The 9,654-nt window shown below is 39.4% G+C and carries 7 protein-coding genes; 5 read left to right on the forward strand and 2 right to left on the reverse strand.

Annotation, left to right across the window (positions count from 1 at the left end):
- Positions 1-155: 155 nt before the first annotated feature.
- Together KKD20_05155 and KKD20_05160 are read right to left on the reverse strand one after the other, a co-directional pair.
- Positions 156-3,854, reverse strand: coding sequence for a DNA polymerase III subunit alpha (locus tag KKD20_05155; GenBank protein ID MBU4332478.1), 3,699 nt, complete (start codon positions 3,852-3,854; stop codon positions 156-158).
- A gap of 640 nt (positions 3,855-4,494) precedes the next feature.
- Positions 4,495-4,824, reverse strand: coding sequence for a hypothetical protein (locus KKD20_05160; protein MBU4332479.1), 330 nt, complete (start codon positions 4,822-4,824; stop codon positions 4,495-4,497).
- Positions 4,825-5,119: 295 nt separating this feature from the next.
- On the opposite strand from KKD20_05160, the gene KKD20_05165 reads away from it, so the two are divergent.
- From KKD20_05165 to KKD20_05185, 5 genes are all read left to right on the forward strand, one after another.
- Positions 5,120-6,016, forward strand: a complete 897-nt coding sequence (locus KKD20_05165; protein MBU4332480.1) for a hypothetical protein — start codon at positions 5,120-5,122, stop codon at positions 6,014-6,016.
- Positions 6,017-6,123: 107 nt separating this feature from the next.
- On the forward strand, positions 6,124-7,251 hold the full coding sequence (gene rodA, locus KKD20_05170) for a rod shape-determining protein RodA (GenBank protein MBU4332481.1): 1,128 nt from the start codon (positions 6,124-6,126) through the stop codon (positions 7,249-7,251).
- 114 nt (positions 7,252-7,365) lie between these two features.
- Complete coding sequence (locus tag KKD20_05175) at positions 7,366-7,677, forward strand: hypothetical protein (protein MBU4332482.1); 312 nt, start codon at positions 7,366-7,368, stop codon at positions 7,675-7,677.
- A gap of 83 nt (positions 7,678-7,760) precedes the next feature.
- Positions 7,761-8,510 (forward strand): 50S ribosomal protein L25, encoded by a 750-nt coding sequence (locus KKD20_05180; GenBank protein ID MBU4332483.1) that lies wholly within the window; start codon positions 7,761-7,763, stop codon positions 8,508-8,510.
- A gap of 200 nt (positions 8,511-8,710) precedes the next feature.
- A partial coding sequence (locus KKD20_05185) for a DUF3048 domain-containing protein (GenBank protein MBU4332484.1) occupies positions 8,711-9,654 on the forward strand: 944 nt, incomplete at its 3' end.

The raw sequence follows: 9,654 nt of genomic DNA on the forward strand, positions 1-9,654 counted from the left end.
CAAATATCAATTAATATCAATTAATTTCCATCAATATCTATAAATCTCCATCATGCATATCAGCACAGCCGTGATATTGGTAGATATTTGTTGATATTATTAGATATTAATTTCTCTATTTTTCTATTTCTTTGTTTCTTTATTATACACCTTAATTAAAACTTGTCCAGTGTTACGGTTCCCATACCAAGAATTTGCTCAATTTTTATTTTAAGTTCGTCATTTAAGTTAAGAAAGAAGTTGGTGGCTATTTTTCTGGTTTCAGCGCCTTTGACATGGGGAAAAAGAAGATAAACTTTGTGCTGACCAGGTGGAGAGGCTTTAAGAAGTGATTTTAGCTTCTCACCCAGCTCTTGGTTTAATGCGGGGGGCATAATGATTTTGATTGCTTGATTAGGAGACTGTTGATTATTATTTGGATTGTTGGTTGTATAGTTATTATAGCCATTATTATAATTTGCGTAACCATTAGTATAACCATTCTTGTTTGTAGTTTTTTTTACTTCTTCTAAAATTTTATCCAAATTATCATGATTTAGTTCCCAAACATTGTCACTAAGAATTTTTATAACTCCGTCTTTATCTGATGGCTTGCCAGCAATGATGACGATTTTTTCTTCGTGCCAGATTTCATTGGTTTGTTTTAGCAGTTTTGGAAAAACTAAAATTTCCAGGGCGCCGCTTGTATCTTCAATTTTTACAAAAAGCATGGGTTCGTTTGAGCGGGTAGTGATTTTTTGAATGTTGGTGATAACCCCCGCGGTTTTAACGGATCCGTAGCTTGTTTTTTGCGAAAGTTGCTGGATTTCTCGACACGAGGTAGTGATGCCTTTTGTATAATTTTCAAACTCCCTAAACGGATGTTCAGAAATGTAAAGGCCCAGCAATTCTTTTTCCCAACTAAGTTTTTTTCTCTCCGGTGCTTCTTCGGCTGGTTCTAGTCTTAGTGAAGGCCCGGTGTCTGGTCCCATAAGGCCGAAAAGGTTGGTCTGGTTGTTGTTTTTTTCTTTTTGGATGTTCTTATTATAGTTCAGGAGATTATCCATATTGGAGAGCATTTGATTGCGCTCGGCAAAGCTATCCAAGGCACCGGATTTTATCAAACTTTCCAAAGATTTTTTATTAAGGTTTTTTGTTTGGACCCTTTGCAAAAAATCTTCTAACGTTTGGAAAGTTCCGTTCTCCTGTCGCTCGCGGATTATAGTTTCAATAATATTTTCACCGACATTCTTTATTGCCAACAACCCAAATCGTATCGCCTTTTTCACATTATGCGTGTCATTTGTAGATTCTGATTCACCCCGTGAAACACTGTCTGTGGCGATTTCACCGGGGTAAATTTGTAGATTTGGGTTTTGCACCACAGTAAATCGTTTAAAGCTCTCGTTAATGTCGGGCGGCAGAATTTCAAGGCCCATTTTGCGGCATTCTTCAACTTCAATAGCAATGCGGTCAGTATCATGTTGATCGCTGGTCAAAAGCGAGGCCATGAATTCCTGGGGATAGTTGGCTTTAAGATAAGCCGTTAAATATGCAATCATAGCATAGCAAGCGGCATGGCTTCTGTTAAAACCATAACCGGCAAAAGGCTCGATAAAAGCAAATATTTTTTGGGCAATTTCTTTTGAAATCCCATTTTCTATGCAACCAGCGATAAACTCTTCTTTTTGCTTGGCTAAAAGCTTGGGGATTTTTTTACCAACAGCTTTTCTTAAAATATCAGCTTCACCCAGGCTAAAACCTGCTAAATCCCGGGCAATTTGCATCACTTGCTCTTGGTAAATAGCTACTCCGTGGGTTTTTTCCAGAATGGGCGTTAATTTGGGATGCAAGTAGTTGGTTTTTTTCTTACCATGTTTTCCGGCAATATAATCAGGAATCCATTCTATTGGCCCTGGCCGGTATAGGGCTACCATGGCAATTATATCTTCCAATTCGGTTGGTTTAAGTTGTACCAGGTAGCGTTTCATGCCGCTTGATTCCAGCTGGAAGACGCCGGTAGTATCGCCATGGCGGAAGAGCTTAAAAGTTTTTTCATCATTAAGCGGTATTTCATCAATATCTATTTCAGTACCGCGAGTATATTTTACGATTTTAAGAGTGTTTTCTAAAGTAGTCAAATTTTTAAGGCCTAAAAAATCCATTTTCAAAAGCCCCAAGTCTTCTATAGGTTTCATTGAGAATTGGGAAATAATAGTTTTGCCTAAAGCTTTAGAATCATATTGAAGCGGGATGTATTCAACCAGGGGCTCGCGAGTAATAACTACACCGCAAGCATGGGTCGAGGCGTGCCGGGCCACGCCTTCTAATTTTTTAGCCATGTCAATAAGTTTTTTGGCTTCCGGATTATTGTCATAAGCCTGTTTAAGTTCGGCATTTATCTCCAGGGCTTTCTCTAGATTGGAAAACGCCGGCACCATTTTGGCCATTTGATCGCAATAAGTATAACTCATTCCTAGAACCCGACCGACATCACGCACAGCGGCGCGGGCCGCCATCGTGCCAAAGGTAATAATTTGGCTGACATGATCGCGGCCATATTTTTGAGAGACATATTCAATAACTTCATCACGCCTGGTGTCGGCAAAATCAAGGTCAATATCCGGCATAGAGATTCGCTCGGGATTTAGGAAGCGCTCAAACAGAAGATTATACTTTAGGGGATCAATATTAGTGATGTTTAGAAGGTAAGATACAATACTTCCAGCTGCACTGCCGCGGCCTGGTCCAACTATAATATTGTTATCTTTGGCCCAGTTAACAAAATCTGCCACAATTAAAAAATAAGGCGTGAATCCTGTTTTTTTAATCACGCCTAATTCATAATCTAACCTTTCTTTTATTATTTGGGGATTAATTTTTTCGCCAGTCTCTGATAGTGTTAAAGAGCGGTTTGACTCTAAGTCAGCTTCCATATTGACGTCATAGCGTTTTTGGACTCCCTTGTAGCAGAGTTTTTTAAGATATTCCCAGTCCGTTATCCCGCTTGGAACATCAAAGTGCGGGAGCTTAACTTTTCCCAGCTCAATTTTTAAGTTACAAGCGCTGGCAATTTTTTGGGTGTTTTCAATTACTTCCGGGTGCTCGCGAAAGTCCTCAATCATTTGTTCGCTTGTTCTAAAAGAGAAGTCTTCGCCCGTCATATTCATTCTGTCGGTGTCTTCCAACTTTTTCTTGGTTTGCAGACAAAGCAAAATATCTTGGGCCTTATCATCATCGGATTCTAAATAATGGATGTCATTAGCGGCGACACAAGGAATGCCAAGTTCTTTCGAGATTTCAAATAAAGCATCGTTCACTGTTTTTTGCTCTGGCAGGTTAGGATGATGCTGGACTTCAAGATAAAAGTTGCCTGCGCCGTAAATTTGATTATATTCAAGAGCAATCTCTTTAGCCTTGTCTTTTTTGCCAGTGATGATTAGTTTTGGAATTTCGCCCTGGAGGCAGGCGCTGCAGGCGATTAGACCGTCGTTATATTTTCTGATTAGTTCTAAATCAATCCTTGGTTTATAATAAAAACCCTCAAGATGGGCTTTGGTTGTAAGCTTAAGCAGATTTTTGTAGCCAATTTCATTTTTGGCCAAAAGTACTAAGTGGTGCCGCTCTTCATCAATCCGGGGTTGTTTATTGAGCCGGCCGTTTGGCGCCACATAAAACTCCACTCCGATAATCGGTTTAATATCCGCTTCTTTACAGGTTTTATAAAACTCAATCGCGCCATACATTACTCCATGGTCGGTGAGCGCTAACGAGTCCATGTTGCATTTTTTAGCCTTAGCCACCAGTTCATCAATTTTTGGCAAGCCGTCTAGCAAAGAATAGTGGCTGTGGGTGTGAAGATGGGTGAATTTCATAAGAAGTTTCGCTAATATTATCGCGAATTCATTTCGCTAATTAATCGCGAATTTAGGGTTGACATAAGATTTTATTTGTGCTAAGATATTGTATTACCAATTCACAGTAACAGTAATAGATTCGTTCATTTTTTCATCCGAAACCCAGAAGGAGGACAACATGAAAGAGGTGTTGGTTGTTCATCAGAGGCCCATCGAAGCTGATATTATGCGTTGGCTTGATACTAACTTTCCTCGGGAAGAGTGGCACCAGGTATTGACTACACCTGATATTGTTCGGACAGACCCACGTTGCTTGGTAGATGATAGCGAGGTATCGGGCCGGGATCCCCGTTTTGACATAGCAATTTTTGTTGATGTGTCACCCCTTGGATTATGTGGACCGTTGATCATGGCGGGGATATCTATCGGGTGGGTTACCCATCCTCCAAATGTTATGCAAGGGGAATTTTAGCAAAGGTTTTGTGAGTCGGGCAAAGCTCTTTATTTTTAAATTTCAAAACAAAATCCACCAAGGAAGTCAACTTTTCTTTGGTGGTTTTTTATTTTTATTTTCGTTTATGTATTTTTATTAACTCTATTAACTTATTTACTGATTTCCTTACTTACTTGATTACTTCACTACTCGATTACCCAATCCCTACTTTTTTATTTCCGCAATTATCTTTTTCCCTCTTTGTTTTAATGTTTTTTTGCTTTCTTGTTTTTTTGATTTCAGATAGTCAGTAACTTTAGTAGCCGCCTCTATGACGGCCCCAACATACGAAGCGCCAGCTTCAATTTTTTTCTTGAGTAAATCAAGGATTTCCCCGATCTTATCAAGCTTTTCTTTTCCTGATTTAACCACATCATGCATTCGCTTGGCAGTCATTATAAAGTAATACAAGAGCCAGCAGAAAAATACAGTTATCCACAAAATACAAAAAGCAATGACAATAAATAAAAGGTCTTTGGAAGTTTGAAGAATCATTTTGATTATAAGTTAGATTAGTTAGAGCGGCGGGGTTAGAAACTGATAGAAATTAGTTGCCAGAAAACAGAGATCAGTTTCAGAAGTCAGGGATATGAAGACAGGGCGGAAACCAGAGAACAGAAAATTGTGTGGCGTTGATTTCTGTTTTTGATTTTTTTTACCGATTTCTGTTTCTCTCTTTTCTATAACCGTTTTCCGACTTCGGATAACTGATTTCTATTTAGGATATCTTTATTATACCACAAATAAATTTATCAACAAATCCACAGGTGTTTTATTTATCTAAAAATTAGTGTATAATAAAAACATGGATATGGAGGAGGTTGGGCAACCCAACCCGTTAAAATTTAGAATTTTCTACTATTTTGCCAGCCATAAAGTTTTCTTGAAAAGGCTGGGGTTTTTTCTTATTATTCTTTTATCCGTTTATCTCTATGGTTACAGCGCTTACCACTTGACTAATTATTTTCTGGGGAGCAGGGAATACGAGGCCATGATTCGCGAACTGGCCCGGGATTCGTTTAAATTCCATGAGTATTTCGAACTCCATCAGCCCAAGCCTTTGATAATTTTGGAAACAGCGGCCTTGCCGGGAGTTTCCGGCAAGTATGATTTTGTGGCCCAAGTACAAAACCCTAACCCCAAATGGCTGGCAAGAAGAGTGAGTTATCGTTTTGTTTGGCCTGGCGGCACTTTTGAAGATGATGAAGAAGATTTTATTTTGCCTGGAGAGGAAACTTATTTACTGGCTTTAAATAAGGAAGTAAGCGGCCAGGTATTAAGCCCCAAAATAGAATTTGTAAATATTAGTTGGCAAAGGGTAAAAAAGCTGATTGAAATCAGCGATAAAGATTTTATTATCAGCGATGTTGAGTTTATTTCCGGCTGGGACATTACTACACTCAACGGAGCAAAGGCGCCGTCAAGGGTAAAATTTAAAGTTCGGAACAATACGTTTTATAATTTTTGGGAAGCGGGCTTTAAAGTTGTTTTGATCCGTTATCAGGATGTAGTGGGTCTTCACTACGGCGCTGCCCCACAGTTTAAATCCGGTGAAACAATAAGCCCCGAGGTTATTTGGCTGGATGAGGTTCCAACGCCCACAGAAATAAAAATTGAGCCAGCCATTGACTATTTAACTTCTGAAAATTATATGCCGCGCGAGAGCTCGGAGGGAGAATTGAAATAAGGAAGAAAGTGTGTTATTTAACGCTGTCGGAGATTAAAATTAATGTTAACAAGTAACTAAGACACCTGCTTGTCGGAGTCTATATTTACTTTATTCCAGGTGTCCATATGAGATTAAGGAATTTTACCCCGCTGTTGAAAAGGATTGATTGGTCGTTGTTGGTCATAACAATGCTTTTGGTTTTTTTTGGCTTAGCGATTCAATATAGTTTGGGATTGAATGCCGAGGCGTCTGATTTCTCTTTTTTCAAGAAACAATTAATAGCTCTTTTTATTGGAATGGTAATATTTTGCAGTTTTATTTTTTTTGACTTTCGGGCCCTGCGGAATTACGCTTATCCTCTTTATGGTTTGGGATTGCTAATGCTTTTGGCGGTTTTATTTTTTGGAGAAACTCTGCGAGGGACGCGCGGTTGGTTTGTATTGGCAGGCTTTAGTTTCCAGGCAGTTGAATTGGTAAAATTGATTTTAGTTATTGTGTTGGCTAATTATTGGCGCAAGAACATTAAAGATGGGCGGGTGGCGGTTAAGAGTGTTGCTCGAAGCGGAGTATTAGTTTTAGCGCCAGCAGTTTTGGTGCTCTTGCAGCCGGATATGGGTTCAGTTTTGTTGCTTTTTGTTCTTTGGTTTATTTTGTTTTTAATAATTGATAAACAGCTGCCTCATATTTTAGGAGTATTGTTTCTACTGCTTTTATCAGGGTTCATGGCTTGGTTATTTATTTTAGCGCCTTATCAAAAAGAGAGAGTTTTAACATTTCTCGTGCCAGGGCGTGATCCCTTGGGCGTTGGTTACCAAATAACCCAATCAATTATTGCTGTTGGTTCGGGACAATTTTTTGGCCGGGGCTTGGGTTTGGGGCCCCAAAGCCAATTGCATTTTTTACCAGACGCGAACACGGATTTTGTTTTTAGCGTGATTGCTGAAGAATTTGGTTTTATCGGTATCTGCACACTTTTTACTTTATATGTATTATTATTGATTAGGATGATAAGGATATTAAAGACTGCTTATGATGATTTTAGTTTGTTTTTGGTCCTTGGGGTGATAGTCTTGTTTTCTTCACAAGTTTTTGTTAATATTGGGATGAATGTTGGTGTTTTGCCGGTGACTGGCGTTCCTTTGCCCTTAGTGAGTTATGGCGGCAGTTTTTTGATCATCACCCTGATGAGTTTGGGTCTTTTAGAAAGCGTGGTTATTCATGGATCGCAAAAACGAAGCTCCAGTGTTGACTAAAATTTTTATTTATGATACTTTTAACTAGATAACTTTTATCCTGCACCAAAACAAAGTCTCAGGCGTTGTCGGAGGCCAGGCAAGCGACACTTTGGTACAGGGTTTATACTAAAAATGTACAATCATTTAGACGATAATAGTTTTATGTTTGACTCGTTGGACTTGGCATCTTATTGTCCTTTATGCGAAGCGCGACAGGAGGATTTACAAACCGATATTTTAGGGGAAAGAAGCGGTGCTCGTTTGGTTCACACTTATTGCGGGGACTGTGATAGCCATATCATTTCTTTGGTCCTAACTAATAACTTTGGCATCAGTTCGGTTGGTTTGGTTACTGATTTAACTAGCGAGGATATACTGCGATTTAAAGATGCTCGGGCTGTCAACTTTGATGATGTTTTAGAGTTTTATAAAATTTTTAGTTAGATTAGTTAGATTAGTTAGACTGGTTATTAGTTATATTCTTAACCAATCTAACTAATAACCAGTCTAACTTTTATAACCCTGTTATGTTAACTTTAAATGCTAAAACCAGAACGGTTTTGGGAAAAAAGAATAAATTACTAAGAGAAAAGGGTTTGATCCCGGCTGTTGTGTATGGTCATAAAGCCAAAAATCAAAACCTAGAACTAAAGTCTTTGGTTTTTAACAAAATTTTTGCTGAAGCCGGGGAATCCAGTTTGATTGATCTTGCTATAGACGAAGCCAAGCCGGTTAAGGTTTTAGTGCAGGATATAGAGCGCGATTCGGTTACCCAAAACATTGTTCATGTTGATTTTCACCAAGTACGCGAGGATGAGAAAATTACGGCTGAAACCGAGCTGAATTTTATCGGTGAATCACCAGCAGTCAAAGAGGCGGGCGGTGTTTTAATAAAAACTTTAGACGCAATCAAGATTGAATGTTTGCCAAAAGATTTATTACATCAGATAGATATTGATCTTGGCAAGCTGGAGCAAATCGGTGATATAATTTATGTCAGAGATTTAGATATTCCCCCCGAGGTTAAAGTTTTAGAAAATATTGACGAACCAATAGTTTCCATTATTGAACCGCGCAGCCAGAAGGAACTTGAGGAACTGGAAGAGAAACCCGAGGAGGGGGCTTTGCCAGAGGGTGCTGAAGAGATAGAGAAGGCTGGTGAGGAAGCGGACAAGGGTGGGGAAACAGAGAAACAGAGAAATAAAGAAATAAAGGATACGAATAAAAAATTTGGAGATGAGATAAAGGTTAAAGAGGAAGACAAGAAAGAAAAGTAATGTGCTCCCCCGGTTGTGACAGTGGTCGCGCGTAATAAGCTTCTTCGCCCGCCCTTCGGCCTTGAGCTCTCTTCGAGAGCCTGAGGGCTCCTCAGAGCCTCGAACGGCGGGGCCGAAAGGCGGGCCGGAGTCGCGTAACTCATAGTAATAAATTGTTTTCTTGCTTTAATGCCCTTTTGCTTTAATGTTATAATCTTCCCATGCTTAAATTTTTTAAAACAAAAGAAAATAAAAAAGACTCCAAAAAATATTTAGACAGGCTCAATCGGGTAATCAAAGACCAGGACTTTCAAGTTATAGTATTAGTTATTTCAGTGATTGCCGCTACTTGGCTCATCAAAGATTTAATAGCTCCTCCTTCGAGGTGTTTTTTTGATTATCATCCTACTATGCCTAATCAATGTGAGGTGGTTTTGGACGATTTGGGGCCAGACGAGAGCCGGGCACCCAGGCATCTGGATGGAGTTTTGGTGGATAAGCAAGCATCAAGCACCCGTGCCCTAGCAGTTGTTTTGGAAAATTATTTTGAATCGCGGCCAGCTTCTGGTCTGTCCCAGGCCAGTATTGTGTACGAAACCTTAGCCGAAGGCGGCATTACTCGCTTTTTGGCTTTGTATGATGCCTCCAGCTCGGTAGAGGAAATAGGCCCGGTTAGAAGTTGCCGAACTTACTATCTTAATCTGGCTGAAGAATACCAGGCTTTGTTTGCCCATGTTGGCGGCAGTCCTGCTTGTTTGGATAATATTAAGCGTCGGGCTTATGATGTTTATGATTTAAATCAATATTTTAAAGCTCATTATTTTTGGCGCAACGGCCGGCAGGCGCCGCATAATGTTTATACATCCAGTGAGCTGCTTAACGAATATCTTAATGAAATGGCAATAGATAAAGAGTATGAATTTGAATCATGGCTTTATAAAGATGGGCAAGATATGGTTAGGCTGGGTTTTAAAACCCAGCCTAACGTTGCAAAAGACGAGCAAGGCAAAAATATTGTGATTGATTATTCTTATGCCAATTATAAAGTGGAGTGGCAATATGATGAAGTCGCCAAAGATTATCTTCGTTATTTGGGTGGCAAGGTTCATCAAGATAAAGATGGTTTCAAAATTCGCGCCAAAAATATTATTGTCCAATATGTAAA

It is taken from the genome of Patescibacteria group bacterium (genome assembly GCA_018896645.1).
GTDB lineage: Bacteria > Patescibacteriota > Patescibacteriia > UBA2591 > JABMQE01 > JAHIMF01.